At 67.7% G+C, this 24,142-nt stretch carries 20 protein-coding genes and 1 pseudogene; 4 read left to right on the top strand and 17 right to left on the bottom strand.

Features of this window, described 5'->3' with window-relative positions; all coding sequences use genetic code 11:
* Positions 1-758: 758 nt before the first annotated feature.
* Both AC2ITM_RS21975 and AC2ITM_RS21970 read right to left on the bottom strand, forming a co-directional pair.
* On the bottom strand, positions 759-1,388 hold the full coding sequence (locus AC2ITM_RS21975; protein ID WP_486470339.1) for an FMN-binding negative transcriptional regulator: 630 nt from the start codon (positions 1,386-1,388) through the stop codon (positions 759-761).
* A 99-nt stretch (positions 1,389-1,487) separates the two neighbouring features.
* Positions 1,488-2,186: a DJ-1/PfpI family protein gene (locus AC2ITM_RS21970; protein WP_486470338.1), complete on the bottom strand. Its 699-nt coding sequence runs from the start codon at positions 2,184-2,186 to the stop codon at positions 1,488-1,490.
* A gap of 85 nt (positions 2,187-2,271) precedes the next feature.
* On the opposite strand from AC2ITM_RS21970, the gene AC2ITM_RS21965 reads away from it, so the two are divergent.
* A complete protein-coding gene (locus AC2ITM_RS21965; protein WP_486470337.1) occupies positions 2,272-3,210 on the top strand; it encodes a GlxA family transcriptional regulator in 939 nt (312 codons plus the stop codon).
* Between the two features lie 12 nt (positions 3,211-3,222).
* Here AC2ITM_RS21965 and AC2ITM_RS21960 read toward each other — a convergent pair whose 3' ends face one another.
* From AC2ITM_RS21960 to AC2ITM_RS21905, 12 genes are all read right to left on the bottom strand, one after another.
* The gene (locus AC2ITM_RS21960) at positions 3,223-3,735 is read right to left on the bottom strand and encodes an RES family NAD+ phosphorylase (RefSeq protein WP_486470336.1); all 513 of its coding nucleotides are present in this window, start codon (positions 3,733-3,735) and stop codon (positions 3,223-3,225) included.
* Positions 3,735-4,085, bottom strand: coding sequence for an antitoxin Xre/MbcA/ParS toxin-binding domain-containing protein (locus AC2ITM_RS21955; RefSeq protein ID WP_486470335.1), 351 nt, complete (start codon positions 4,083-4,085; stop codon positions 3,735-3,737). Before AC2ITM_RS21955 ends, AC2ITM_RS21960 begins: the two co-directional genes overlap by 1 nt.
* A gap of 316 nt (positions 4,086-4,401) precedes the next feature.
* On the bottom strand, positions 4,402-5,433 hold the full coding sequence (locus AC2ITM_RS21950; RefSeq protein ID WP_486470334.1) for a dipeptidase: 1,032 nt from the start codon (positions 5,431-5,433) through the stop codon (positions 4,402-4,404).
* The gene (locus AC2ITM_RS21945; RefSeq protein ID WP_486470333.1) at positions 5,430-6,386 is read right to left on the bottom strand and encodes an isoaspartyl peptidase/L-asparaginase family protein; all 957 of its coding nucleotides are present in this window, start codon (positions 6,384-6,386) and stop codon (positions 5,430-5,432) included. Before AC2ITM_RS21945 ends, AC2ITM_RS21950 begins: the two co-directional genes overlap by 4 nt.
* A gap of 54 nt (positions 6,387-6,440) precedes the next feature.
* Positions 6,441-7,979, bottom strand: a complete 1,539-nt coding sequence (locus AC2ITM_RS21940; RefSeq protein WP_486470332.1) for a hydantoinase/oxoprolinase N-terminal domain-containing protein — start codon at positions 7,977-7,979, stop codon at positions 6,441-6,443.
* Positions 7,976-9,052: an S-methyl thiohydantoin desulfurase family protein gene (locus tag AC2ITM_RS21935; RefSeq protein ID WP_486470331.1), complete on the bottom strand. Its 1,077-nt coding sequence runs from the start codon at positions 9,050-9,052 to the stop codon at positions 7,976-7,978. The genes AC2ITM_RS21940 and AC2ITM_RS21935 overlap by 4 nt, the downstream gene beginning before the upstream one ends.
* A gap of 70 nt (positions 9,053-9,122) precedes the next feature.
* The gene (locus AC2ITM_RS21930; RefSeq protein WP_486470330.1) at positions 9,123-10,712 is read right to left on the bottom strand and encodes an ABC transporter substrate-binding protein; all 1,590 of its coding nucleotides are present in this window, start codon (positions 10,710-10,712) and stop codon (positions 9,123-9,125) included.
* Positions 10,713-10,739: 27 nt separating this feature from the next.
* A complete protein-coding gene (locus AC2ITM_RS21925) occupies positions 10,740-11,870 on the bottom strand; it encodes an S-methyl thiohydantoin desulfurase family protein (RefSeq protein WP_486470329.1) in 1,131 nt (376 codons plus the stop codon).
* A complete protein-coding gene (locus AC2ITM_RS21920) occupies positions 11,863-13,437 on the bottom strand; it encodes a hydantoinase/oxoprolinase N-terminal domain-containing protein (protein WP_486470328.1) in 1,575 nt (524 codons plus the stop codon). Before AC2ITM_RS21920 ends, AC2ITM_RS21925 begins: the two co-directional genes overlap by 8 nt.
* A gap of 12 nt (positions 13,438-13,449) precedes the next feature.
* The gene (locus tag AC2ITM_RS21915) at positions 13,450-15,096 is read right to left on the bottom strand and encodes an ATP-binding cassette domain-containing protein (RefSeq protein ID WP_486470327.1); all 1,647 of its coding nucleotides are present in this window, start codon (positions 15,094-15,096) and stop codon (positions 13,450-13,452) included.
* A gap of 1 nt (position 15,097) precedes the next feature.
* Complete coding sequence (locus AC2ITM_RS21910; RefSeq protein WP_486470326.1) at positions 15,098-15,982, bottom strand: ABC transporter permease; 885 nt, start codon at positions 15,980-15,982, stop codon at positions 15,098-15,100.
* On the bottom strand, positions 15,982-17,010 hold the full coding sequence (locus AC2ITM_RS21905; protein ID WP_486470325.1) for an ABC transporter permease: 1,029 nt from the start codon (positions 17,008-17,010) through the stop codon (positions 15,982-15,984). The genes AC2ITM_RS21910 and AC2ITM_RS21905 overlap by 1 nt, the downstream gene beginning before the upstream one ends.
* A 108-nt stretch (positions 17,011-17,118) precedes the next feature.
* Between AC2ITM_RS21905 and AC2ITM_RS21900 the strand changes: the two genes are divergently transcribed.
* Entirely contained in the window at positions 17,119-19,482 is a 2,364-nt protein-coding gene (locus AC2ITM_RS21900) for a response regulator transcription factor (RefSeq protein ID WP_486470324.1), read from the top strand.
* A gap of 263 nt (positions 19,483-19,745) precedes the next feature.
* Here the strand turns inward: AC2ITM_RS21900 and AC2ITM_RS21895 are convergent.
* The 3 genes and pseudogenes from AC2ITM_RS21895 to AC2ITM_RS21885 form a co-directional block, all read right to left on the bottom strand.
* Positions 19,746-20,659: pseudogene (locus AC2ITM_RS21895) on the bottom strand (transposase).
* An 18-nt stretch (positions 20,660-20,677) separates the two neighbouring features.
* Positions 20,678-21,010 (bottom strand): hypothetical protein, encoded by a 333-nt coding sequence (locus AC2ITM_RS21890; protein WP_486470323.1) that lies wholly within the window; start codon positions 21,008-21,010, stop codon positions 20,678-20,680.
* A 75-nt stretch (positions 21,011-21,085) separates the two neighbouring features.
* Positions 21,086-21,184 (bottom strand): hypothetical protein, encoded by a 99-nt coding sequence (locus AC2ITM_RS21885; protein ID WP_486470322.1) that lies wholly within the window; start codon positions 21,182-21,184, stop codon positions 21,086-21,088.
* Between the two features lie 431 nt (positions 21,185-21,615).
* Here AC2ITM_RS21885 and AC2ITM_RS21880 point away from each other — a divergent pair, with 431 nt between their 5' ends.
* Complete coding sequence (locus AC2ITM_RS21880; protein ID WP_486470321.1) at positions 21,616-21,831, top strand: helix-turn-helix domain-containing protein; 216 nt, start codon at positions 21,616-21,618, stop codon at positions 21,829-21,831.
* Between the two features lie 467 nt (positions 21,832-22,298).
* Positions 22,299-23,180 carry an amidohydrolase family protein gene (locus AC2ITM_RS21875; protein ID WP_486470320.1) on the top strand — a complete coding sequence of 294 codons (882 nt, stop codon included), beginning with the start codon at positions 22,299-22,301 and terminating at the stop codon, positions 23,178-23,180.
* Positions 23,181-24,142: the final 962 nt, after the last annotated feature.

The following is a 24,142-nucleotide window of genomic DNA, read 5'->3' as shown; positions in this document are numbered from 1 at the left end:
CACCGCAGCACGACCTGAAGAACCCCGGCAACTGGACATCAGTTCTGTCCGTTATCCCGGACAGGACCTGAACCCCCGGACCTCTGCCAAAGAGCCCATGACATAAGGCGCTTTAGATCGAGGGCGCTTGGTCGGTCAGTGGCACAAGGCCTCTCATTGCCCTCCCAATTGGCCGCTGAACCGGCGCGATGACCTTGGTCACATCGGAGGGATGACGTTTGCGCAGGCCAAGTAAGGCAGTGTGTCATGCCAGATGCGGTTCATCCGGATCCCGATCTGGGCAGATCGGAATATGCAAGAGGACATGCAACGTCGCGGACCGACCTGCATGAGAAACAGGCCTATCCTCCTGGGCCGTCCATCATGCATCCAGAGAGCGGCACATAGCCCTCAGACATGCGGGTGCTTCGGTCACACTCCGCGGCGGAAGCTGTCCAAGTTCCGGGGGCAGACCCCTCCGGACTTTGAGGAAAGGATCGCACCAGCAAACCGGGGGATCACACATCGGGGCATGTCTTTGGGTTTGCACGCCCATTTTCAGTGCAGCCCAAAGGCACCCCGAGAAAGCATCTGGCCCCTCGGTGCTCTTCGCATAGCCAAATGTCAGGGGCTCTTCGAATATCCTGCGGGATCACCGCAAGAATTGGGCGGCCGTTTCATCTGTCGACCGGCCTTCCGATCCGGGCGCCAGGGCGTGCGGCTGATGGCGCGCTTGCGGAAGCCTTCCCAGGGCCCCGGCCGACCCGAAGCCTTGGGGATCATTCTTCGGCGTCGATCTGCGCCGCCATCCGCGCCGCCATGCCCGCATGTCCCGAACCACGCAGCCCGGCCACCACGCCCTGTCGGTCGCGCAACTCCTTGTTCTGGTTCAGCTTGGCCTTGGCCTCGATCCGGAGGGGGGTCAGCCGCAGGGCGACAACCTCGGCCAGGCGTTGCTCCAGGTAGTCGCGCGGTGCGTCGGCCATTCGCCAGGCCTGCGCCCCGTTCAGCCGCCGCTCATGGGTGCGCGTCAGCAGCCCGACGGCGGCGCGCTTGCTGTGATCGTCGTGCTGGAAGGCGAGGGTCCCGTGGACATGCACAACCTCGTAGTTCCAGGTCGGCACCTGTCGGTGATGCTCGGACTTGGTGGGATAGAAATTGGGCGAGACATAGGCATCGTCGTGCCGGAACACCGCCAGCACCGGCTGACCGGGCAAGATCAGCCGGTGCATGTCGTTGGCCAGGGCAACATGGCCGATGAAATCGCCATCCTTCCCCTGCAGCAGCGGAATGTGGTTGGCTAGAAGCCCCTCGGCGGTCTGCGCCACGAGACAGGCCAGGGGGGCGGCCTCCAGCATGGCAGAGATCGCTTCGGGGCGGACCTCGTGGAAATGGGGGGGAATGTACATGGCACCCTGGCTGGACAATCGTGGCGCCCCGACGGTCGGGCATACCGCGCCCGAGATCAATGGCGGATCGTCGGTCGCCGCGCCCTGCGGGCAGGTGGCTCAGGGCGCCAGCAACGACAACCGGTCGGCGGCGGCGCGGGCCTGGGCGGTGCGGTGCGGCATCATCGCGTCCAGCCCGCGGCGGTAGCGTTCCAGCACCCCGGCGGGGGCAGTGTCGGGGCGGCCGGCGTCAAAGGGCGGGGCAGGGGCATATTCCAGCCCCAGTTGCAGCCCTTGGGCGAAATCGGGGCCGGCGATCTCGGCCAGAACGGTCAGGGCAAAGTCGATCCCCGCCGTCACCCCGCCGCCGGTGATCAGGGTGCCATCGCGCACCACGCGGCCCGCATCGGGGATGGCGCCGAACTGCGGCAGCAGGTGCCGCCAGGCCCAGTGGCAGGCGGCGCGGCGTCCCTGCAGCAGCCCCGCCGCCCCCAGGATCAGCGACCCGGTGCAGACCGAGGTCACGTAGCGCGCCCCAAGGGCCAGGCGGCGGATCTCGGTCACGAAGGGCTGGTCCAGGGCAACTTCGGTCGCCGCGCCACCGCCGGGCACACAGATCAGGTCGCAGTGGTCGATTGCGGCGATGGGCAGGGTGTGGGCAAAGGTCAGCCCCTCGCTCGGGACATCGCCGCCAAGGGGGCTGGCGATCAGCGTCTCGCTGCCCGGAAGGCGCGACAGGAACTGATGCGGGCCGGTGAAATCAAGCTGCGTCATGCCGGGGAAGGTGGCGAAGACGATGCGGAAGGGCGTGTCGGTCATGGGAACCTCGGGGAGGGTTGCGATGGCCCCATCATGGCGCAGAAGCGCGCTTGACCAAATGACAGGGATCCCTCATTTCAGGACAATGCCCCGCGCCGTTGCCCTGTTCCTGTTCGACGACTTCCAGATCCTCGATGTCGCCGGCCCCACCGCCGCCTTCGAGATCGCCGAACGCATGGCGCCGGGGGCCTATGCGCTGCAGGTGGTCTCGGCCCGGGGCGGTCCGGTGCGCAGTTCCGCGGGGCTGGCGATCGACAGCGGCGCGATGCCCGAAGCCTCCGTCGACACCCTGATGGTGTCTGGTGGCGACGGCAGCCGCCGGGCCATGGGGGACCCGGCGACCTGCGACTGGCTGCGGGCGCGGGCGGGCGACAGCCGGCGGATCTGCAGCGTCTGCTCGGGGGCCTTCCTGCTGGCGGCGGCGGGGCTGTTGGACGGGCGGCGCGCGACGACCCACTGGCAGCGCGCCGAAGAGCTGCAGCGCCGTTTTCCCGCCGTCCGGCTGGAGCCCGACCGCATCCACATCCGCGACGGCGCGATCTGGACCTCGGCCGGGATCAGCGCCGGGATCGACCTGTCGCTGGCGCTGATCGCCGAGGATCTGGGCGAGGCGCTGGCGCGGCGCGTGGCGCAGCAGATGGTGGTCTATTACCGCCGCCCGGGGGGCCAGTCGCAGTTTTCAGCCCTGTCGGAACTTGGAAGCGATTCCAATGCCTTCTCGCCGCTTTTGGAGCATATCCGCAGCAATCTGACCGCTCCCCTGACGGTCGAGGCGCTGGCCAGCCGCATGGCGATGAGCCCGCGCAATTTCTCGCGTGCGTTTCATCGGGCGACGGGCGTCAGCCCGGCCCGCGCGGTCGAGCGCCTGCGCCTGGAGGTGGCCCGCGAACGGGTCGAACATTCCCGCGAGCCCATCGAGGCCATCGCCGCCGCCACCGGTTTCGGCGATCCCGAGCGGATGCGGCGGGCCTTCCTGCGCCATTTCGGCCAGCCGCCTCAGGCCCTGCGCCGCCTCGGCAGCTAAGGCATCAAGCGCTCACATCCGGTCCAGGCGCCCCTCATCGTCGATCACCTGCAGGTCGCAACCGGCATCCTGCCAGCGCCACAGCACCAGGTTCAGATCGCCCGCCGAGGCGCCCTTGGCATGGCTGCGGATCACCATGCCGGCAAAGCCCTCGTCCTGCAGGGCGCGGGCAAAGTCCTGCGTTGGCACCGGCCGGCCGTCCAGCATCGCGGCGCGCCAACCGGGATCGGCCAGGGTGTCGGGGCTCTGGCCGCGCTGCGTCAGCGCGTCAAGGTCGCGGGTGTCGAAGACCGGGCCCAGATCGGCGCGGTAGGCGACCAGCACGGTGGGCTGCAGGCTGCCGACCTGGTTGGCCTCGCGCAGGGCCGTGGCGGGATCCATCGCGGTATAAAGCGCCGCCACCCCCCTGGCATTGAAGCGCCCGCCATAAAGCTGCGCGCCGCGCCCCGACAGCGGTTCGCGCGCATAGACCGGGTTCAGTGCCCGGTAGAGCACCCCGCGAAACCGGCCGTCCGTCAGCGGCATCAGGCGAAGACGCCCGCATCGACCGCGTCGATATAGTCCAGCACCTGCTGTGCCTTGCCGTCCTGCACCAGCTGCATCGCCGTGCGGCCGTCAAAGCCCGCCAGAGGTTCCGAGCGATACCAGGCATAGGCGATCAGCTGCGATCCAAAGCGCGGCTCGACCTTGTTCAGGACCTCGACCAACTCGCGCAGGCGGCGCTGCGTCCGGTCCGAGTTGATGCGCTGGCGGCGCTGCATGGCATCCTTGCCCAGGCCGACCGTCTGCCCGACCTCCTCGGTCGAGGTGCGCAGGGCAGCGGCGATCTTGCGGGGTTCGAACTGTCCGCCTTCGGCAAAACTTGCGATCTGCATTCGGGACCTCATCAGCATATAGAACGCAATATGGCGTCATTTTTGCTGGCAATCAAGGTGCAGGGTGCCGATATCCGAAGCGAACGGCCTAGAGCCCCATCGGCACGGGGCGGGGCGCATCACTGGGACCAAAGGCACGTCTTCTGTGCAGGACAGACCGGGACCGCCGCCCTGAGGCATCGCGACGGCCGCGGGTCCGGGATGCCCCGAACCGGCGCCGCGCCCGCCAGCATGCGGCCCCTGCGGGATGGGCCGGTCTGCCAGGGCTTTCGCCACCGGGACCCGAGGGGGCGCGCCGCCCGGCCTGCCGCAGGGATCAGCCGCCCCAGCTGCGCTCCAGCGTGGCGATCCAGTTGCCATGGGCGATCTTGGTCAGCGCGACCTCGTCATATCCGGCCTGTCGCAGCGCCTCCAGCAACAGCTGCACGCCCGAGACATCCTGCATCTGCCGCGACATGAAGGTGCCGTCGAAATCCGAGCCGAGCGCCACGTGGTCGATGCCGACCCGTTCGACCAGATAATCGATGTGGCGCACCATGACCTCCATCCCCATGTCGGGATCGCGGATCCCCTCGGGGTGCAGGAAGCGGACGCCGAAGTTCAGCCCGATCAGCCCGCCGGTGTCGCGGATCGCGTCCAGCTGGCGGTCGGTGGCATTGCGGCTGTGCGGACAGATCGCGAAGGCATTCGAATGCGAGGCGACAAGCGGCGCATCCGACAGCTTGGCGATGTCCCAGAAGCCGGCCTCGTTCATGTGCGACAGGTCGATCATGATGCGCAGCTCGTTGCACAGCCGGACCAGATCGCGGCCCGCATCCGAAAGGCCGGGGCCGAAATCGGGGCCATGGTTCATCACGAAGGGCACGCCATGGGCGAATTGGTTCGGGCGGCTCCAGACCGGGCCGAGGGTGCGCAGACCGGCGGCGTGCAGCACATGCAGCAGGTCCAGATCGCGGGTCGCGGCCTCGATCCCCTCGATGTGGAAGACGGCGGCAAAGCGGCCCTCGGCCATGGCGGCGCGGATCTCGGCGGCGCTGCGGCACAGCGCGACGGCGCCATCAGAGCGGCGCACGATGCGCTGCAGCAGGGCGGCCTGCGCGATGGTCTGTTCCAGCGCCGAAGGCTGCGGCACCGGCGGCAGGTCGCCATTGGCATCCAGCGTCTTGTCCTCGGTGCTGACCCAGACGGCGCAGAGCCCCCCGGCAAAGCCCGCGGCGCGCGCCCGCGGCAGGTCGATCTGCATCCCCGGCGCGCCGGTCAGAAAGCGGTGCTCGGCACCGTCGCGCTGGTGCAGGAGTTTCGAGAGGACGTCGTTGTGACCGTCGAAGACGGGGATCTGCGGGCTCACAGCGCCACCTCGTGGATCTCGGCATGGGTGGCGACGAAGGCGCGGCCCTCGGGCGTGACCCAGCCGCGGAACATGCCGGCGGTGTTGAAGGGGGCGCTGACCTGGCCCGTGGCGTCGATCGCAACCAGTCCGGCGCCGATGATCCCGGTGGTCTGCGAAGAGCCCGCCAGATCGACATGCACGACATGTTCGGCGGCCTGCGACAGCGGTTCGCCCAGATAGGCGATGCGAGCGGCAATCTCGTGACCCACCACGTGGCGGATGAAGAATTCGCCCTTGCCGGTGCCCGAAACCGCGCAGACGCCATCGCAGGCATAGGTGCCCGCCCCGATCACCGGGCTGTCGCCGACGCGGCCCGCGGGCTTGTTGGTATAGCCCCCGGTCGAGGTCGCGGCGGCCAGGTGCCCGGCCTGATCCAGCGCCACGGCGCCGACGGTGCCGTGCTTTTCGTTCTCGGTGGCCTCGGTTCCCGCGGCGGCATGGGCCTTCATCGCGGCCAGCGCCTCGATCCGCTTGGCGGTGGTGAAATAGCCCTGTTCCATCACCGGCAGACCGGCGCTTTCGGCAAAGGCATCGGCAGCGGCGCCGGTCAGGAAGACCGCGCGACCGTCCTTCATCAGCGCATGGGCGGCGCGCACCGGGTTGCGGATGCCGCGCGCGGCGCTGACCGCACCGGCCTCAAGCGTGGCGCCGTCCATGATCGAGGCATCCAGTTCATGCTCGCCGTTCTCGTTCAGCGCGGCGCCGTGACCGGCGTTGAAATGCGGGCTGTCCTCCATGACGACGACGGCGGCCTCGACCGCATCGACGGCGCTGCCGCCCGCCTTCAGAACCGCCCAGCCCGCCGCAAGGGAACGGCCCAGATCCTGCCGGGCCTCGGCCCAGTCTTCGGCGCTCATGCTGTCGAGGGGCAGAACGCCGCAACCACCGTGAATCGCAAGTGCAATCGTCATCTTGGTTTCCTGTCGTCACGCGGAAACGCCCCGGGGGTCGGGGCGCCTCGGCCTTCAGTCAAAATGGATATCACCGATCACCCGGACACGCACGCGACGCGCGCCACCGGGCAGGTAGGCGATGGGAATGTCCTCGACCTCCAGCACCTTCAGGCTATCCGACGCGGCCCCCGAGGCAATGGCAGCGGCCCGCGCCTGCGCCTCGGCCTCGGCCAGCGCCGCCTCGCGCGACATGTCCGAGAAGACCTGATCAACCTCGCCCGAGACCTGCGCCATGGCGGCGCCAAGCGCATTGGCCACGCCCGCGTTTTCCACCCGCAGCACCTCGGAGGCGCCGGGCACCTGGTCGGGGATCAGGAAGGCGCCGCCCCCCACCGCAATGAGCGGCACGTCCTCGGCCGAGGTCTTCATCTGGTCAAAGTTCAGCGCCACCATGGCGCGCATCCTGGCCAGCGTTGCCTGCACGAAGGCCGGATCCAGATCGCGGACCTTTTCGGGATCGCCCATCTCGATCATCCCGGCAGCGACCGCGATGTCGGAGGTGGTCAGGGTATCGCCGCCGAAAACCCGGGCCTCCTGCAGGATGCGGTAGCCCACGGACCGCGGGCCGATGGCGCCGGTTTCCAGATCGACCACGGTGCCGCCGCCAAGGGCGATGGGCAGCAGGTCGGGCATTCGGAACAGGGTGCGCACGCCGCCGATATGGACGATGTTGTTGGCCTCGCGCGGGAAGCCCCCCACCAGACAGCCGATATCCGAGGTGGTACCGCCCACATCGACGACCATGGCATCGCTGAGGCCGGTCAGGAAGGCCGCTCCACGCATCGAATTGGTGGGGCCGGAGGCAAAGCTGAACACCGGGTTGGCGGCGGCCACATCGGCCAACGCCACGGTGCCGTCGTTCTGAGTCAGGAAGAAGGGGGCGTCCAGACCGACCTCGGCGAGGGCGGTCTTGAAGGCCTGCACGGTGGTGCGCCCCAGCGATTGCAGCGCGGCATTCAGCAGGGCGACGTTCTCACGCTCCAGCAGGCCGATACGACCCAGGGTATGCGACAGGGTGATGCGGGCCTCGGGCAGGATCTGGCGGACGATCTCGGCGGCGCGGTCCTCGCATTCGGTGGTCAGCGGAGAGAAGGTCGCCGAGATCGCGACCGAGGTGATGCCGGCATCGCGGATCTTCATCGCGGCTTCGCGGATCTCGTCCTCGCGCAGCGGCACCAGCGGGCTGCCGTCGTATTCATGGCCGCCATGGACCATGAAGATCATCGGATCGACGGCGCGGTACAGGTCCTCGGGCCAGTCGCACATCGGCGGCAGCGAGGCGCCGGTGGGCAGGGCGATGCGGATCGCGGCGACGCGCTCCAGCCGGGCGCGTTCGACCACCGCATTGGTGAAATGGGTGGTGCCGATCATCACCGCATCGAGGCGGCGCGGGCTGTCGCCGATATGGGCGGCAACATGGGCCAGCGCGGCCTTCACGCCCGACATCACGTCCTGGGTGGTGGGAACCTTGATCGAGGCGATGATGCTGTCGCCGTCGATCAGCACGGCATCCGTATTGGTGCCGCCAACGTCAATGCCAATACGCTTCATTGGAATACCGATTTAAAGTCAATATCATAGCCGAAGGCGCGCGGGCCCACGGCCGCCACGCCCGCGGGCGTGGTCAGGATCTGGGGGGCGGGCAGGGCGATGACGCTGACGCGCTGGCCATAGCGCACGGCCTCGGTGCCGATGGCGCTGCCCGACACGCTGTCGAGCAGGCAGATCAGGTCCGGGGTCATGACGACGGGCTCGCCATTGCGGAAGGCGACGGCCCATTCATTCTGGAACGCCAGCTCCAGCGTCGCGCCACGGTCGGCGTCGATGCCCTCGATCACGGTGCGGCCCCGCAGGAAACCGCCCGTCGTGGTGCGATCGACATCCACCACCTTGCCACGAAAGACCTGCTGACCCTTCGCGTGCTCCAGCACGGCGGCAACGGGATCGGCGTGGCGGGCGCGGGCCTCCAGCACCACGCGGCCCAGATCGGTCGCCTGGGTGATGGTGTTGTGGATGCCCCAGTCCTTCACCTCGCGCCCCGTGCGCGGCGCCTTGCAGGTCGCGGCGGTGGACCCCACGGCGGTGCAGACCGAACGCGAGATCTTCTCCATCCATTTCCAGCTTTCGGCGCGCGCCACGATCACCTCGTTGTCGCGCACATCCACCAGCGACAGCGGGAACATCGACAGCCCGCCGATCGCGAAGGAGGTCATCTGCGCCTCGGGGTAGGCGCGGCCCATGCAATCGGCATTGACCACCGGACGGCCCAGCAGCGCGGCGGCCAGGAAGGGCGACAGCGCATTGGCCCCGCCGATCTCCAGCGCCATGATGGCGCGGAACGGACGGCCCAGGTAATCTTCCATCAGCTCGACCGCGCGGGCCATGTGGGCGGGGTCCTTCAGGCGTTCCTGGCCAACCAGCGGCGCGCCCATGCCCGAGACCACGGCGACCATGTCGTCATCGGCCAGGTCCTCGGGCTGCATCACCTGCACCCTTGCGCCATCGGCATAAAGCCTCCGCAGGTTCAGCGTTGACAGGTAGGGGTTGCCACCGCCGCCCGTTCCCAGAATCCACGCGCCGGTTGCGAGGGATTCGATATTCTCTTCCGGAAATTCCTGGAGCATCTGTCCACCTTGGGTCTTTCGGTGCCGGCCCCGCGACGCGGGACCGGCCTGTTTCAGAAGCGGGCGCCGGTCACTTGGCCGGGCAGTCCCAGGTGAAGTTCCAGAAGTTCAGATCCCAGCTTTGCATCGGGATGAACTCGTACCCCTGCAGGCAGGCATTGGCCGCGTAGCGGCGCATCGGGGCCACGGCCCAGACATCGGGCTGCAGGTCATAGATCTTCTGTTGCAGGTCCTTGTAGGTCGCGTTGATCGCGGCCGGGTCGGTCTGGGCGCGCGACTTGTCGATCAGGGCGTCGATCTCGGGGTCCTGCAGCCATTCCATCGACCACCAGGTCCCGGAGGCCTTGGAGTGGTACTGGTTGAAGAACATCGAATCCGGCGAAGGATAGCTGGGGCTGACGTTCACCTGGGTCGAGGCGGGCGTGGTGTCGGGCTTCGACGACAGCTCGACGATGCGGTTCCAGGGCTCGGGGCGGATGTCCAGCGTGATGCCGATCTGCTCCAGGTTGGCCTGCATCAGCAGTGCCACTTCCTGTTCGAAGGCCAGCGAGGCGACATAGCTGTTGACCAGCGTGATCTTCTGGCCGGCGTATTTGGATTTCGCCAGCTCTGCCTTGGCCTTGTCCAGGTTGAACTCGCCTGCCGGGATGTCGGTGTTGAAGGCATCCTTGAAGGTATCCGACAGCGGCCCGTGCATGGCGACGCCGGGGTAGATGATCTGCTGGATTGTGTCGTAGTCGGTCGCATAGGCGATGGCGCGGCGGACATGGATGTCGTCGGTCGGATAGACCTTGGTGTTCAGCTTGATCTGGAAACCGCCGGCGGTGCGGGTCTGGATCAGCTTGTAGCCCGGCATCTTCGAGATCGCCTCGAAGGTATCATTGCCCAGGCCATGGGACGACAGCCCCAGCTGGCCCTTTTCCGCCAGCGCGCGCACGGTCGCGTCATCCGAGGTCTGCACGAAGCGCACTTCGTCGATCGGCGTGCCCTTGGTCCAGCCCAGGAAATAGTCCGGGTTGCGCTTGATCACCATGTCGGCCGAGCGGTTGTAGCTGACCAGCGCATAGGGGCCGGAACCGGCGGAATGCTCGCCCACATAGGCTTCGCCCAGCGGATCGTCGGCGGTCGCGTTGGCCTCGATCAGGGACTTGTTCAGCACCATCAGGATCGGGGTCGAGGCCAGGAAGGGCGAGAACGGACGGTCCAGCTTGATGACGACGGTGGTGGCGTCGGGGGCGGTGACGTTCTCGGGCTTGATCAGGCCGACAAGCAGGTTCGACGGGCCCTTGTTGATCTTGATCAGGCGCTGGATCGACCAGACCGCATCGGCCGCGGTCAGCGGCGTGCCGTCCTGGAACTTCACGTCATCGCGCAGGTGGAAGGTATAGCTCAGCCCGTCGTCCGAGATCTCCCAGGATTTGGCCAGATGCGGCACGATCTGGCCCGAGGGGGCGACGGTGGTCAGCCCGTCATACATGTTTACCACGGCCATGTAGCCGGTGTAGTCGGTGACCTTCGCCGGATCGAGCGAGCTGAAGATCTGCATGGTGTTGACGATGGTCGAGACCGGCGCCTGGGCCTGTGCGGCGGGGGCGGCCAGCCCGAAGGCTGCCGCGATGGCAAGGGCCGACAGCCCGAACGTCCTGGAATTGAAGGTCATCTGGTTTCTCCTGTTGGTCTTTTATGCTCAGGCCGCCTGACCCGGGCGGGGCAGGGGCGTGAAGGGGATCTCGGCATAGCCGAAGGCGGCGGGGCCCACGACGGCGAGCGCCCGGGCGCTGCGCAGCAGGTCGTGGCAGGGCACCGCCAGCACCGCGATGCGCTGGCCGTAGCGCAGCATCTCGGTGGTGATCGGATAGCCGGTGTCGACATCAAGCACGATGATCAGGTCGGGCACCGTCACCTCGACCTGGCCGTCGCGGCGGAAGATCAGGAATTCGTTCTGGATGTCGATGCCGGCGGTCTCGCCCTGGAAGGCGTCAAAGCCCGCCAGCTCCAGCTCGCCCACGGCGAAGCCGCCGCGCAGGTGCCGCTTGAGGTCGGTGACCTTGCCGGTGAAGACATGGCGCCCGTTTTCCAGCGCGCAGACCGTGGCGACCGGATCATCGCCGTTGCGGCGCGCATCCAGCACCGCGCGGCCCAGACGGATCGCCTGGGTGTAGCTGGAGGGGATCGCGTTCTGGCGCACGAAGCTGGCCTGCATCGGCGCGGTGGCCAGCATCGCCGCGCCGCCCTGGCTGACCACGCAGGCGCGCGCCATGCGTTCGTGGAACACCTCCGACACGGCATGCTGGAACACCACGCGGTTGCCATGCAGGTCGCACATCACCGAGGGGGTGGAGCTGTGACCGTAGATCGAGAAGGTGGTCATCTGCATCTCGGGGAAGGCGCGGCCCATGCCGTCGCAATCCAGCACCGGCAGCCCGCCAAGCGCCGCCGTCACCAGCGGGTTCATGGAGTTGGCACCGCCGATCTCCTCGCAGACGATGGCGTCCATCTTGCGGCCCGTCAGCTCTTCCATGCCCTGCAGGCAGCGATAGCCCTCGCGGCCCTCGCGGATGCGTTCGGTGCCCACCACCGGCGCGCCGATGCCGCCGATCGACATGCACAGCGCCTCGTCGGCGATCTTGTCGGTGGCAAGGATGGTCATCCTGTGACCGGCCCGCATCACCTCGCGGGTTAGCAGCTTGCCCTGGTAGGGGTTGCCGCCGCCCCCGGTGCCGAGGATCCCGGCGCCCACTTCCAGCGCCTCCAGATCCTCCGGCGTCAGTTCCCACAGGTCGGCGGGATCGTAGCTCAGGTCACGGACTTCAGGCATTCTGGACTTCCATTTCTGCAAGGGCCCCCATTTCGCCCACGACCTTGACGTGGATCCGGGTGGCGTTGCCGGGCAGATACGCCAGCGGCATGTCTTCGCGTTCGATCACCTCGAGCGTCTCTTCCAGGGCGCCGGCGGCGATGGCCTGGGCGCGGGCCTCGGCCTCGGCTTCGGCCAGGGCGCTGTCGCGGGTCACCCCGTCGGTCAGGCTGAAGATCCGGTCCGTCTCGCCCGAGACCTGGGCGATGGCGGCGCCGACGGCATTGGCGACGGCAAAGTTCTCGGGGCGGATGACCTGCAGATCACCGATCCGGTCCGGCATCAGCACCGAGCCCCCGCCCACCGCGATCACCGGCACCGGCTCGGCCGAGATGCGGGCGCGCTCGACGCAGGCCTCGAACATCTGTTCGATCTTGGCGGCGGCGGCGGCGACCAGATCCGGGGACAGCCCCGCCAGCAGGGCCTTGTCGCCGATCTGCGCCTTGCCGGTGGCGACCGCGATATCGGTGGTGGTCAGGGTCTGGCCGCCAAAGACCAGCGCCTCCTGGCGGACACGGTAGCCCACCGATTGCGGGCCGATGGTCAGCGCCTCGGGGCTGCCCTGCACCAGCGATCCGCCGCCCAGCCCGATCGAGAAGACATCGGGCATGCGGAAGTTGGTGCGCACGCCGCCAATGTCGACCGAGGTCGAGGCCTGGCGCGGGAAGCCGTGCGACAGCGCGCCCACATCCGAGGTGGTGCCGCCCACATCGACCACGATGGCCTCGGCAAGGCCGGTCAGGAAGGCCGCGCCGCGCATGGAATTGGTGGGGCCGGAGGCAAAGGTCAGCACCGGGAAGGCGCGCACCGTGTCGGCGGCCATCAGCGTGCCGTCGTTCTGGGTGATGTAGAAGGGCGCGGTGACGCCCGCCTGTTGCAGCGCATGGCCAAAGGCCTGCACGGTCTTGTCGGCCAGCCGCAGCAGCGAGGCGTTCATGATCGCGGCACTTTCGCGCGCCAGCAGGCCGTGGCGCCCGATGTCACGCGACAGCACGACGGACAGGTCCGGGCATTCCTGCAGCAGGATCTCTCGGGCGCGCAGCTCCATCGCGTCGTTGACGCCCGAGAAGATGCAGGTGACCGCGGCGACGCGCATGCCCTTCTCGCGGATCTCGGCGGCGATGCGGCGGATCTCGTCCTCGTCGAGGGGCGACAGGATGCGGCCGTCGAATTCGTAGCCGCCCTTCACCTGATAGCCGTGGTTGCCGACGATGGCGCGGATATCCTCGGGCCAGTCGACCATCGGCGGCAGGCCGGCGCCGGCGGGCAGGCCCAGCCGGATCGCCGCCACCGGGTCCAGGTGGCGCCGTTCGATCACCGCATTGGTGAAATGGGTGGTGCCGATCATCACGGCGCCGATGCGGGCCCGGTCGATGCCCGAGGCCGCGATGACCTGTTCCAGCGCGTCGAACACGCCCGAGGTCACGTCCTCGGTGGTCGAAGCCTTGATCCCTGCCAGGACGGTCTTGCCCTGCAGCACCACGGCATCGGTATTCGTGCCGCCTACGTCAATTCCTACGCGATACACCTGCGGGTCCTTTCAGTCAGTGGTTGTCACCAGGAAGGCCTGACGCTCTTCCGGGGTGACCGCGGGCTTCAGGCGTTCCTCGGCATCGGTGACGACCGGGATCGCGGCGATCAGCGCGCGGGTATAGGGGTGTTGGGGGGCGGCGAAGACCTGCGGCGTGGGGCCTTCTTCGACGATCTCTCCGCGCAGCATGATGGCGAGGCGCGAGCAGAAGTTGCGCATCAGCGACAGGTCGTGGGAGATCATGAAATAGGTCAGGCCCAGCTCTGCGCGCAGTTGCAGCAGCAGCTCGATCACCGTCTTCTGGACCGAGACGTCCAGCGCGGCGGTGGGCTCGTCCAGGATCAGCACCTTGGGATCGGCGGCCAGGGCTCGGGCGATGGCGACGCGCTGCTTTTGCCCGCCCGACAGCTCGTGCGGGTATTTCGCCAGATAGGAGACCGGCAGGCGGACAAGGCCCATCAGCTCGGCCAGGCGGGCGTCGCGGGCAGAGCCCGCAAGGCCTGCACGTTTCAACGGCAGAGAAAGGCTCTGCTTCACCGTCCGCTTCGGGTTCAGAGAGGTGCCGGGGTTCTGGTAGACGATCTGCGCCAACGGGCGGCCCGGGTTGGGCGTGCCCTCGACCGTGACGGTGCCGGTGGTGGGCCGCGCGAGGCCCATCATCATCCGCGCCACCGTGGTCTTGCCGGACCCGGATTCCCCCGCAAGGCCAAAGATCTCGCCCTCGCGCAGGGTGACGGTGACGTCCCTGACCGCCTGGAAGCGGCGCGATCCGCGGCCGAATTCCTTGCACAGCGCCTTGGCACTGACGATGGGCGCCCTGTCGCTCAGCTCCTGGGTCTGCACCCGCGCGCCGTAAAGCGGCGGCACGGCGTCCAGCAGGCCCTTGGTATAATCATGCGCGGGGGCATGGAGGATCCGGGTGCAGGGGCCGGTCTCGACGATATCGCCGTGGCGCATCACCACCACGCGGTCGGCGACCTTGCGCACGACCCCAAGGTTGTGGGTGATCATCAGGAGGGCCATGCCCTCTTCGGCGACCAGGGTGTTGATCAGGTTCAGGATCTCGTCCTGGGTGGTGACGTCGAGCGCGGTGCCCGGCTCGTCCGCAATCAGCAGTTTCGGCTGGTGCAGCAGCGCCAGACCGATCAGCACGCGCTGGCGCATGCCCCCCGACAGTTCCGAGGGATAGGCGTTCATCACCCGCTGGGGATCGGCCAGCTGGACGCGGCGCAGCACGGCGGCGATGCGGGCGCGGCGCTCTGACGTGCTGGCGCGGACCCCGGCGCGACGGTCGGCATAGCGCAGCACGTCATCCAGGTGGCTGCCGATCTTGAAGACCGGATTGAAGGACGACAGCGGGTCCTGCATGATCAGCGAAAACGCCTGGCCCTTCAGCGCATCGCGGGCGCTGCGCGGCAGATCCAGCACGTTGCGGCCCTCGACCTCGATCCGGCCGGCGCTGACGGTGGCGTTGCGGGGCAGGGTGCCCAGGATCGCCTTGGCGGTGACCGACTTGCCAGAGCCGGTCTCTCCGATCAGGGCGACACGTTCGCCGGCTCCGACCGTGAAGGAGATGTCGCGCAGCACCTGGCGGGTCTGGCCGTAGGCGGTGAAGAGAACGTCGAGGCCTTCGACCTTCAGAAGCGGATCGCTCATCTCAGCCCTCCATATCGAACATGTCGCGCAGGCCGTCGCCCAGCAGGTTGAAGCCGAGGGTGACGTAAAGGATCACCGCGCCGGGGCAGAGGACCTCCCACCAGAAATCGGGCATGAACTGGCGCCCGTCGGCCACCATGGAGCCCAGGTCCGGGATCGGGGGCTTCACGCCGAAGCCGAGGAAGCTGAGCGTCGCGCCGAACAGGATCACGAAGGCCGCGTCCAGCGTCGTCTTGACCGAGATGACCGAGATGCAGTTCGGCAGGATTTCCCGGAACAGGATGTGCAACGGCCCGGCGCCTGCGATGCGGGCGGCCTCGATGTAATCCTCGGAGGCCACAGATTTCGACACCGCGTAGATCAGCCGGGCATGCCAGGTCCACCACAGCAGGGTGATGGCGATCATCGCGTTCATCAGCGTGGGTTGCAGCAGGTTCGACACGGCCAGCGCCATCACCAGCGGCGGCATGGCCAGCATGACATTGGTCAGCCCGGTGATCAGCCGCTCGGTCCAGCCGCCGGCATAGCCCGCAACCAGCCCCAGCACCGTGCCCACCGGCACCGAGATCCCCAGCACGCCGATCACCAGCAGCAGCGAGATCCGCAGCCCGAAGATCGCGCGCGAGAAGATGTCGCGGCCCACCTTGTCGGTGCCGAACCAGTGCTGGGCATCGGGGGGCAGGTGACGGGCGCGGAAGTTCACCACGGCGCCCACGTCCTGCGGGCGCGGCGTGATCCAGGGCGCCAGCAGGGCGCAGATCACCGCCGACAGCACGATCAGCGTGCCGATCACCGCCGCGGGGTTCCGGCTGAAGCGGTACCACATCATGTAGGCCGCGCTCAGGTCCTTGTCGGTGCCGTCCAGGGCCATCTTGATCCGGGCCATCAGCGGGCCTCCTTTCGGCGCATGCGGGGGTCGATGATCGAGATCAGGATGTCGACGATCAGGTTGGCCGCGATGAAGAAGAGGCCCGAGACCAGCACCACGGCGGTCACCGCGTTCAGGTCCTTCTGGAGGATCGCGTTCAGCCCGTAGGAGGCAAAGCCGCCCCAGGAGAAGACCATCTCGATCACGAAGGCATTGCCGATCAGCGAGGCGAACTCGAGCCCCATGATGGTCAGCGGCGCGATGGAGGACAGTTTCAGCAGGTAGCGGAAGATGATCACGCGCTCGGGCACGCCGAAGCTTTGCAGCGTCAGCACATGGTCCTTGCGGCGGTTTTCCAGCATGGCCGAGCGGGTGATCCGGGTGATCTGGCCGATCCCCGCCATCGACAGCGCGATTGCCGGCAGCGCGAGGTGCTGAAGCGCGCTCAGGAAGGCATCAAGGCGTCCGGCCAGCAGGCTGTCGACCAGCATCAGCCCGGTGGGCCCGCCCGCAAATCCAAGGCCATGATCCATCCGCCCGATGATCGGCCAGTCGCCAAAATAGCGCGCCGCGATCAGTTGCAGCGAGATCGCAAAGAGGAAACTGGGGATGGTCACGCCCACCAGCGACACTAGTCGGCCGACGTGGTCGATCCAGAGGTCGCGGAAATGCGCGGTGATCACGCCCAGCGGAATGGCGATGGCGAACATGATGATGACGGCGGCCAGCACCAGCTCGACCGTGGCGGGCACGGTCTGGGCCAGATCGGCCATCACCGGGCGCTGCGACAGCAGCGACATGCCCAGATCCCCGTGCAGGGCGCGGCCCATGTAGGTCAGGTATTGCACCGGCAGCGGCAGATCCAGGCCCATTTCGGTGCGCAGGGCACTGACCTGCTCGGGGGTGGCGGTGGGGCCAAGCGCCATGCGCGCGGGGTCGCCGGGCACGACCCGGGCCAGCACGAAGATCATGATCGAAAGCACGATCATGACCAGCACGAAGGTGCCGAGCCGGGTGAGAATCGCGAGGAACGGATTTTGCTGCATCAGCCGGAAGCCTCCGGGTTGGTCACGTTCTGGAGACTATTCTGCAGCGTCGGAGGCCAAACAATTTGCGGATGGTATGGGTTTTGAAAAAAATGGTATAGGTTTTTGATGACCGCTTCCGCCCCCGCCCAGACCCTTCTGCCCCGTCCCGCGCTGCTGGCGCGCCTGCTGGAAAAGGCCAGTGGCACGGTCTTCCTGCGCGCGCCCGCCGGGGCCGGAAAGACCTGTCTGCTGCAGGCGGCCGCCGCCCGGATCGGGGTGCGGGTCTGCGATCTGCAGCACCCCCGCCTCAGCGATGTGCAGGATGGCTGGCTGTTTTGGGACGTGCCGGGATCGGCGCGCAGCGCCCGGCTGTCCGCCCAGGTGGCCGAGACGGTCCGCCATCTGGTGATCGCCCACCGCCCCGGCCAGAAGATCACCGGGCTGGCCCGGCGTATCCTGCATGGCGGGGCGCTGACCTTGGATGCCGGGGCCTTCGCCTTTACCAGCGACGAACTCTCGGCAACCCTGCCCGCGGCGGTGAAACGGCGCCTGCTGCAGGACTATGCCGGCTGGCCCGCCTTTCTGCCGCTGGCGCGCAATCCCGATCCCGATCTGATCGCGGCCTATGTCGGGGAAACCTTTCTCAGCCAGCTTTCGCCCGGTCCCACGACGCGGCTGTCGCTTTGGCTGAAGGCGCCGCAGCCCGATCCCCGCGCCGACTGGTGCGACGCGCTGCCGCCCTTCCTGTGCACCGCCCCGCACCAGCGCACGGCGCTGCTGGCCGCCCTGGACCAGGCGGTGACGGCGCGGCTGCAGGGTTTTTCCGACACCGGCGCCGTGATCGAGATGGCCCAGGCGCTGGAGGCCGCGCACCGGCCCCTTGCGGCGATGGAGCTGCTGCTGGATCACGGTCACGAGGCCCATGCTGCCCAGGTCCTCAGCCAGTCGCGGGGGCTGGAACTGATCTACGATTCCGACCTTGAGGATTTCAGCCGTATCATCCTGCGCTTTTCCCAGGATGTCATCGCCACCAACGAGACGGTGCTGTTCGCCATCACCCGCACGCTGATGAAACAGGGGGAATTGCAGCGGGTGCGCCAGCTGACCGCCAAGCACCTGGGCTCGGACTACCTTGATCCGCTGAAGGTGCTGGCGCGGGGCACGCGGTTTTCCTTCGCGGCCCGGCGGTTCCGCCTCAACATGATGATCAGCGAAGACATGACGCCCTCGGATGCGATGTTGCAGCGGCTGGGGGAATTCATGGCCGATTACCCGGTCGGGGACGGGCAGAAATGGGCGGCCTTCTACAATGCCCTGCTGGAATTCGAGATCCGCCGCCGCAACTTCCGCGAGGCCGAATCCGCCGCCGCCCGGGCGTTGCTGTATTTCCGCAAGATCGGTGGCCATCCGCTGCTGGAATTCTTCATCCACCTGCATCTGACGGTGCTGCATCTGACCAATGGCGATGCGCGCCTGGCCCGGACCGCCGCTCAGACCGCCCGCGACCTGCTGGGCTGCGTCACCCATCCGGTCGTGCAGGAATACCGCATGCTGCATCTGGTCGAGGCCGCCCTGGCCTATGAAAACGGCCAGCCGCAAAAGCTGGCAGGCTTCGTGCAACAGGATTTCGATGCCTTCGCCCGCGCCGAGGTCTGGCCCAGCCTGTTCCACTTTGCCATCCAGTACAGTTCCCAGGCGGTGATGGACCATTACCCCGCCAGCATCCGGCCGGGGTTCCTGGACGGGCTGTGGCTGCACCTGGCCGAGCGGATGAACCTGTTGCGCACGATCCAGATCCGCACCGCCACCGCCTATCAGAACGAGGGGCGCCTGGCCGAGGCGACGCTGACGCTGCAGGGGCTGGAGGGCGCCGCCCAGCAGATGACGCCCGACCATCTGGCACAGCTGCGGCTGCGCGACGACATCGCCCTGGCGATGGCTCGGCTGCGCTGCCTGGTTGATCAGCCGACGCCGGGGCCCCTGCCGGACCGTCTGATCACGGCGCTGGAGGGCAATGCCAAGACCACCCTGCGCGAGGTCGTGGCGCTGAAGATCTGGCGGGCGCATCTGGCCTACCGGCGCCGGGACAGCGGCACCATGCGCAGCCATCTGGAGGCCGCGCTGACCTCGGTATCCCGGCTGGGCTGCTTCGGGGTGCTCTCGGAGCAGCGGCTGTTCCTGGCACCGCTGCTGCGCGAGACCCGCGTCCGCCAGTACCTCGAGACCGCCCCCGATATCCGCGCAACGCTGTCGATCTATGCCGGCTCGATTTCGTCGGCGCGGGCGAAGGCGCGGGCGGGGGGGCTGACGGCCCGTGAATCCCAGCTGCTGCAGCTGATTGCCGGCGGCTACCCCAACAAGCGGATCGCCCAGACACTGGGCATTGCGGAACCCACGGTGAAATTCCACCTCTCGCGGCTTTACCGCAAACTGGGGGTCGGCAAGCGCAGCGATGCGATCCAGTCGGCCCGTGCCCTCGGGTGGCTGTAAGTCCCGCGTCATGGCCGCGCCGGGCGCCCGACCCGCTGACCTGCGGGCGCCCGGCCCCGGTTTCCGGGCCATTGGCCGAAGGCGATAGGGGCCGCGCTTCGGATCCGGGGTCAGAGCCGGTCATCCGCCTGTCGCGGTCTCTGACCGGCGGATGACCGGGCGATCATCTGCGCATCTGCCTGGTGGCGTGCATCGCGACACTGGCCTGCGCTATGGGATGATCGGGGCCGCGGTGCCAGGCGGGGGGCTGCTGTGGATCTAGGTCATGTTGACAAATGGCGGACCCAGAGACGGATCGACGTGATGTCAATGAAGCCCGGGAAGCTATCCGCCGTCTTGTCGTAGCGGGTCGAGACACGCCTGGCATTCCTGAGCATGCTGCAGCAGCGCTCGACCATATTACGCAGGCGATACAGCAAGCGATCAACACCAATCCGCTTCTTGCGGGACTTGCGCATCCCTTGCCCGGCAGGGCATCGCACAGCGATGTCCCGAGAGGGGTATCACGGGCAGGTCGTTGCGCGCCTCCGTACCGTCTCTGATCTTGTCTGCATCCCAGCCGCGATCTGCGAGCCGCACGCTCGGGCGGGGCAGATTGTCCGCCATCACCAGATCGAAACCGAGATAGTCCGACGTCTGGCCTGGCGTGACCTCTGTCCTCATGGGAAGCCCGTGTGCGTTGACGCGGAGGTGGGTCCTGGTCGCAAAGTGATAGGTGGTCCAGAAAAAGATCCTACGGATCATTTTCCCACCTGACACTCGGGAACGGCCGAAACCCTGCTGTGGAGTCCCCCTTCAGCGCCGGCCGCCTCCCTCGCGGGACATGGCTGCCGCACTGCCCTGCCGGGCAGTGGATAGCGGGCGCGGATCACGGTGCTGTCGAACATTTGCAAGGCGCCTGGCTCGGCTCCGCTCTGGTTCAGGCATCCATGATGTCCTAACAGAGGCCCGCCAGTGTCCAGCGCCGGACCTGTCGGTAAACGCTTGATCATTTGCCGAACTCGCCAGGTAGGTCCCGCCATGGCGCCCCGGTTCGGGCAATCCGGTAAATCCCGTCAAGGACTTGGCGGTGATTGGTGGCTTTGCGCCCGTTCGGGGCGCGGACGGGACGTATGAAGCGCGCAACGAACGCCCATTCCTCGTCCGACATAAGACCTCGGGCCAAGCTGGTCGCCATCGCAGATGCCAGCTTGAATCATGCCCTACGCACGAGCGGATTCCCTTTTGTCAACACGACCTGGAGCCTGATGCGCACCGCCCCTTGGGACGGGATGCCGAAGGACAACGGCCCGATCAACGGATCCCTGCAATGGAGCGCGCCGAACCACGGCCCGCCGCCACAGTTCTGCAAGCTGTCCGCCGATCCCGAGGCGTCCATCCGGTTGGGGAAGGCATCGCCCAGCTTCAGCCCGCTCAGGATGCCTTCGGTCCCCAGATAGCTGTAGGGCAGGATGGCACGGGCGCGGGCGATGATATCCTGCCAGCGGGTCGCGATCTCGGCCAGGGCCTTGTCCCGGGAGATCGGCATGAACCGGCCCGCCCCCTTGGGCCCGGTGCGGCGCAGCGGGGTCAGGACGCGGTCCGGGTGATAGACGCGCCCTTCTTAGTCGCTCATCTTCCCGCAGAGCCGTCCGCGCGTGATCGGATGGTCGGGGTTGCCCCGCACGCCCGTACCCCGGCCGTTCTCGACGCTGACCGGCATCGAACGGGTATCGGGACAATCGAGCGGACAGACGCCAAAACGGTGTGGGACGACATGGAAACCTCCGGCTGGGGGGCGGCGCAGCTGGCTTGGCCCAGAATGACCCGGACCCGCCGGGCCGGATTGCTCCATCTTGCGGTTTTCCGGCGCCCCCGATGACACGACCGGCCCGGCGGGGCACCCTTTGGGCAACGTCAGCGCCCGCCGGAGAGAGCACATCGCGATGGAAATGCAGGGACACGGAGCCAGGAAATGCCTCAACAGGCCCTGCACCGGCAGCAGCGCGGCACTGGCCCTCGATCTTCGCCGAGCGCCGCGCACCATGCTTTCGGTGCATCTGCGGCGGCAATATTCGGCCGCCGGCGTGCCGCGCGTGGCCAGCAAAGGGGCAACCGGCCCGGGTGCTGGACTTTATCGAGGCTCATCTGCACATGCCCATCCGGCCGGAGACGCCAAGCACCGTCAGCAGCCTGAACCCCTACCACTTTGCCCGGCTCTTCAAGGAGGCGACCAGCCTCAGCCCCAGCGATTTCATCCCCCACCGCCGGGTCGAGCGCGCCAAGGAAATGCTGCTGCGCGATCACCCGGAGCGGGTCGAGATCGCGCTGAATCTGGGCTTTTCCGAGCAGGCGCATTTCTCGCGCTGATTCAAGCAGCGGGTCGGCCAGTCGCACGACGCCTTCCGCAAGACGATGCGCTGACCCAGAAGGCGGGCCCCCGTGCCCGCCACGCCCCCCGGCAAACCTCGCCCGCGCCTGAAAGGCCGCGGCCCTTTTCGCCCCCCGGGCCGGGCCACGCGGCACCGGCATGCCCACCGGCCGCACAGGTGGCCTCTCTCGGGTGGGGCCGCCGAAAGTGCCGCCGCCTCTGGCCTGATCTGCCCCGGGATCGGGGCCGCCCGGCAGGCCGCGCCCGGCAACCTCAGACCGGTCTTTCAGGGCGGCTATCACTTGTTCCTCTTCCACCATCAGATTTTGAACCGCCCTTATTTCCCGCCCCGATGGTGCAGGCATAAGCTGGATCCGGGGTGCGCACATACCGGTGCCGCGCCACCAGGGCGTTTCCCGGCGCTCCGGAACTGACGCAACAGGGTCTCTGGAAGGGGATGGGCAGCATGGCCGAGACAATCATCGATATTCATCCGCATATCATCGCAGAGGATACGCTGCGGTATCCCTACAACCCCCTCGGCGGCATCCGGTCCGACTGGTCGGCCGAGCGGCCGTTTCCCATCGCACAGTACCTGGCCGAGATGACGGCTGCGGGCGTGTCCCGGGCCGCCATGGTGCAATCCGCGACCACCTACGGATATGACAATTCCTACGTGGCCGACAGCGTGGCCCGTCATCCCGACCGGATCGTCGGTGTCTATACCGTCGATGTCGGTGCCCGCGATGCCGTGGCGGTGATCGAGGGGTGGCGGGCCCGCGGCATGGCCGGTCTGCGGCTGTTCGGGGCCGGTTCCACCGTGCAGTCCGACGGCCAGTGGATGATCGCCCCCGAAACCTTCCCCGTCTGGGAACACATGGCCGAGATCGACATGCCCGTGTGCATCCAGACCACCCGCATCGGTCTGCCGGTGGTCGAGCAGATCCTGCAGCGCTACCCGGAGGTCCGCATTATCCTGGATCACCTGGGCCGGCCGGACCTGACCGATGGCGCCCCCTATGCCAGGGCTCTGCCGTTGTGGCGTCTGGCCCGGTTCGAGAACCTCTACCTGAAAGTCACGCCGCGCACCTTCGATCTGGCCGAAACGCCCCCGGCAACGCCCGGCGGCTTCTTCGCGAAACTGGTGTCGGAATATGGCGCCGACCGGCTGGCCTGGGGGTCGAACTTCCCCGCCAACACCGGCACGCTGAAGGATCTGGTCGACCAGGGGCGTCGCTGCTTTGCCGGGCTGGCCGCCGCTGATCGCGCGGCGATCTGGGGCGGAACGGCGCTCAGGCTCTACCCTCAGCTGGCCGAGGCGCCGCACGACAGCCACGTCGCGGGCTGAACCTGCGCACGGGGGGGCGGGTCCAAAAGCCCAGGTCCGGCGGGGGCCATGCGACGGTGGTCAGGGTTCCGGCCGCAGGGTCGGGGCAGAGCGGCCCGCAACGCCCCGGCCTGTGGTCTCGCCGGGCCCACGCCCCGTGACACAGCCTGCACGCGACCGCTCCGGCCCCTGCCGCGGCCGGCCCACCCGAAACCAGCGCCGGCTGCGTCCGGGGCCCGGACCGACCCGGCCAAACCGCTCTGGGACCCGGGGCCAGGCAAAGCCCCGGCCTGCCGCCGCCCACTGCCCGGTGGCGCGCTATGGGCAGCGGCTGCCGCCGGACCCTGCGACGTCCCATCGGGGCAGGCAGGATGGTTCGCTCCCGTGCCAAGCGTTGCACGGCGCCAGGCTGCAGATGCCACATGCAGAAATCGACACAAGCCCCCCCGTGCAAGTGATCATCTGGCATCCCCGACCGGGGCAGAGCCATCCTTCATGCCCGGGACCTGACGGCGGCCGGAATGCTGTTCTGCAACCAGCCTGTGCACCGGGCGCGGCGACCGAGGGTCCTCGAACGGCAGTCGCCCCGCCGCATCGGCATCACGCACCACCCGCGGCCGCGCGCCTGCAAGACCCGGGTCCGGCCATCCGGCGCATCCCGCGACATCCGTCAGACCCTGCATGGAACAGGGCAAATCCGATGATAAGGATGACGGTGGCCTCAGCGCGGCCGGGCAAGCCTTAAAACGATGCAGAAGCCATATGCGAAGCCCTGCCTCAACCCACGATGCGTTTCCCCAAGATCAAGTCCAAGACCCTGAGGGCGCCTCCTTCCTTGCACCTTGCATGGGATTTCGGGACGCAACCGCGCGCCCGGTTGAGCCCAAGGCGCCGCCGCCCGGCCACAGCGTTCGGGGTGTCGCGCGGGCCGGTGCTATTGCGAAAGGAGCCCTTCGGGCAAATGCCAGGCGGCCAGCGCTTGC

The sequence above is a fragment of the Pseudooceanicola sp. NS-SX9 genome (assembly GCF_057380705.1).
This window is presented reverse-complemented; position numbering and strand designations above follow the sequence as displayed.

Bases quoted from the DNA above. Each gene is read 5' to 3' on its own strand.
- AC2ITM_RS21975 (WP_486470339.1), bottom strand. From the start codon at position 1,388: ATGTACATTCCCCCCCATTTCCACGAGGTCCGCCCCGAAGCGATCTCT.
- AC2ITM_RS21970 (WP_486470338.1), bottom strand. From the start codon at position 2,186: ATGACCGACACGCCCTTCCGCATCGTCTTCGCCACCTTCCCCGGCATG.
- AC2ITM_RS21965 (WP_486470337.1), top strand. From the start codon at position 2,272: ATGCCCCGCGCCGTTGCCCTGTTCCTGTTCGACGACTTCCAGATCCTC.
- AC2ITM_RS21960 (WP_486470336.1), bottom strand. From the start codon at position 3,735: ATGCCGCTGACGGACGGCCGGTTTCGCGGGGTGCTCTACCGGGCACTG.
- AC2ITM_RS21955 (WP_486470335.1), bottom strand. From the start codon at position 4,085: ATGCAGATCGCAAGTTTTGCCGAAGGCGGACAGTTCGAACCCCGCAAG.
- AC2ITM_RS21945 (WP_486470333.1), bottom strand. From the start codon at position 6,386: ATGACGATTGCACTTGCGATTCACGGTGGTTGCGGCGTTCTGCCCCTC.
- AC2ITM_RS21940 (WP_486470332.1), bottom strand. From the start codon at position 7,979: ATGAAGCGTATTGGCATTGACGTTGGCGGCACCAATACGGATGCCGTG.
- AC2ITM_RS21935 (WP_486470331.1), bottom strand. From the start codon at position 9,052: ATGCTCCAGGAATTTCCGGAAGAGAATATCGAATCCCTCGCAACCGGC.
- AC2ITM_RS21930 (WP_486470330.1), bottom strand. From the start codon at position 10,712: ATGACCTTCAATTCCAGGACGTTCGGGCTGTCGGCCCTTGCCATCGCG.
- AC2ITM_RS21925 (WP_486470329.1), bottom strand. From the start codon at position 11,870: ATGCCTGAAGTCCGTGACCTGAGCTACGATCCCGCCGACCTGTGGGAA.
- AC2ITM_RS21915 (WP_486470327.1), bottom strand. From the start codon at position 15,096: ATGAGCGATCCGCTTCTGAAGGTCGAAGGCCTCGACGTTCTCTTCACC.
- AC2ITM_RS21910 (WP_486470326.1), bottom strand. From the start codon at position 15,982: ATGGCCCGGATCAAGATGGCCCTGGACGGCACCGACAAGGACCTGAGC.
- AC2ITM_RS21905 (WP_486470325.1), bottom strand. From the start codon at position 17,010: ATGCAGCAAAATCCGTTCCTCGCGATTCTCACCCGGCTCGGCACCTTC.
- AC2ITM_RS21900 (WP_486470324.1), top strand. From the start codon at position 17,119: ATGACCGCTTCCGCCCCCGCCCAGACCCTTCTGCCCCGTCCCGCGCTG.
- AC2ITM_RS21890 (WP_486470323.1), bottom strand. From the start codon at position 21,010: ATGCCGATCTCCCGGGACAAGGCCCTGGCCGAGATCGCGACCCGCTGG.
- AC2ITM_RS21885 (WP_486470322.1), bottom strand. From the start codon at position 21,184: ATGCCGGTCAGCGTCGAGAACGGCCGGGGTACGGGCGTGCGGGGCAAC.
- AC2ITM_RS21880 (WP_486470321.1), top strand. From the start codon at position 21,616: ATGCCCATCCGGCCGGAGACGCCAAGCACCGTCAGCAGCCTGAACCCC.
- AC2ITM_RS21875 (WP_486470320.1), top strand. From the start codon at position 22,299: ATGGCCGAGACAATCATCGATATTCATCCGCATATCATCGCAGAGGAT.